This window comes from Bradyrhizobium ingae (assembly GCF_055791185.1).
Genome location: NZ_JBVUBB010000089.1, coordinates 1 through 1,904, shown reverse-complemented (window position 1 = coordinate 1,904; position 1,904 = coordinate 1). Strand labels below are relative to the sequence as shown.

Annotated in this window: 1 protein-coding gene; it reads left to right on the top strand. The window is 55.9% G+C overall.

From position 1 onward, the window contains the following. The first annotated feature begins 555 nt into the window (after positions 1 to 555). A complete protein-coding gene (gene ltrA / locus ACV1FX_RS41630) occupies positions 556 to 1,818 on the top strand; it encodes a group II intron reverse transcriptase/maturase (RefSeq protein WP_473123270.1) in 1,263 nt (420 codons plus the stop codon). Positions 1,819 to 1,904: the final 86 nt, after the last annotated feature.

Genomic DNA, 1,904 nt, shown 5'->3' with positions numbered 1-1,904 from the left:
GAGCGTGTGCTGCAGCAGCATAGGAAGGAGAGTTCGAGATGAACGCCTAGCCATGTGCGTAAGCTGCGCGAAAAGATGGGGGTGGGCCCCCCGGGGTCGGCGTTCAGGCGCGGGCCTCAAACCAGTCCAAGCGGCTGCGCTCAAAAGGCGTGGTCGTGAGCGTTGGATCAAAAGTCCGAAGAGAAATTCGGGCAGGTGAGCGTTCGCGAGACGAATGAAAATGAACCCTCGATGACGCGTCGAAAGCTGGTGGACGTTGCTAAAACCAGAAGCGGCTCAATCTTCTGGGATAAGCCTATCGGCAACCTGACTACTGGGTAGGCAGCAACCGGCGTAGAGGGGGCGTGAAGCGGATGCAGGCTTTTCGCGTGGAACTGCAGGAACCAGACTCTGGATGCCAAGGGAGAAGCTGAAGCGACTAAAATCGCGAGGCGAGAGTACCGATGCCAGAGCCTGGGGCGGACCGACTCGTAAGAGCTTTGAAGGCTCTGTAATGGGGCCGGAGCAAAGGGGTCGGATCAGGACGGTTGTGATCATGGACCAACTGGAGACAGGATGAATACGACGATCACGACAAACAAGCCGGTTAGCATCGATAAGAGAAGTGTGGTTCGGGCTTATAAAGCGGTTAAATCCAAACGTGGTGCGGCTGGCGTGGACGGGCAGACGCTCGGGGAGTTCGACAAAGATCTGAAGGGCAACCTTTACAAGATCTGGAATCGGATGAGCTCGGGCAGCTACTTTCCTCCGTCAGTGCGTGCAGTCTCCATTCCGAAAAAGGGGGGAGATGGCGAAAGGATTCTGGGTGTTCCGACTGTTGGCGATCGCATCGCGCAGATGGTTGTTGCGCAGTACCTTGAACCGATTCTTGATCCAATTTTTCTTCCAGACTCCTATGGTTACAGACCGAAGAAATCGGCCCTGGATGCTGTGGGTGTTACGCGCGAGCGGTGCTGGAAGTATGATTGGGTTCTTGAATTCGACATCAAAGGACTATTCGACAACATCCCGCACGATCTTTTGCTCAAAGCGGTTCGAAAGCATGTGACGTGCAAATGGGTTCTGCTCTACGTCGAAAGATGGCTCAAGGTACCCATGGAAAAGGACGGAGTGTTGATCGAACGAACTCGCGGTACCCCTCAAGGGGGCGTGGTTAGTCCGATTCTTTCCAATCTTTTCCTGCACTATTGTTTCGACCTCTGGATGGCACGGAAACACCCTGACCTCCCATGGTGCCGCTATGCAGATGACGGCCTAGTCCACTGCCGGACTGAGCAGGAAGCGATGGCCCTAAGGGCCGATCTTCAGGTTCGGCTCATGGAGTGCGGGCTGGAGATGCATCCCACCAAGAGCAAGATCGTCTACTGCAAAGACAGCAACCGACGCAGCGAATATCCGAACGTCAGCTTCGACTTTCTCGGGTATCGCTTTCAGCCCCGCCGGGCAGAAAATACACGGAGCAAGCAAGTGTTCTGTAATTTTCTCCCAGCGGTCAGCCCGTCAGCGTTGAAGTCTATGCGTTCGGCGATTCGGGACTTGGACATCCGCCAAAGAACCCAGGTGTCGCTGGCAGACATCGCCCGTGAGATCAATCCGCTCCTTCGAGGGTGGATTGCCTATTACGGACGATACACGCGCTCGGCTCTGGGCCCATTTCTGGCATTCGTCGATCAGACGCTCCGGGCGTGGCTGATGCGGAAGTTCAAGCGCTTTAAGGGACGGAAGACCCGAGCAGGAATGATCATCGCTCGATTATCTCGAGAATGGAGTGATCTTTTCGCACACTGGAAACTCGGACTACGCGGCTCGTTGGCTTGATGGGAGCCCAGTGAGGGGAGACCCTCACGCTGGGATCTGAGAGAGGCCGGTGGTGAGATTCCGCCGGCCTACTCGCCCGCGAAAGA

What these genes read in the sequence shown, in the direction of transcription:
- ltrA (WP_473123270.1), top strand. Translation starts at nt 556, where the DNA reads ATGAATACGACGATCACGACAAACAAGCCGGTTAGCATCGATAAGAGA.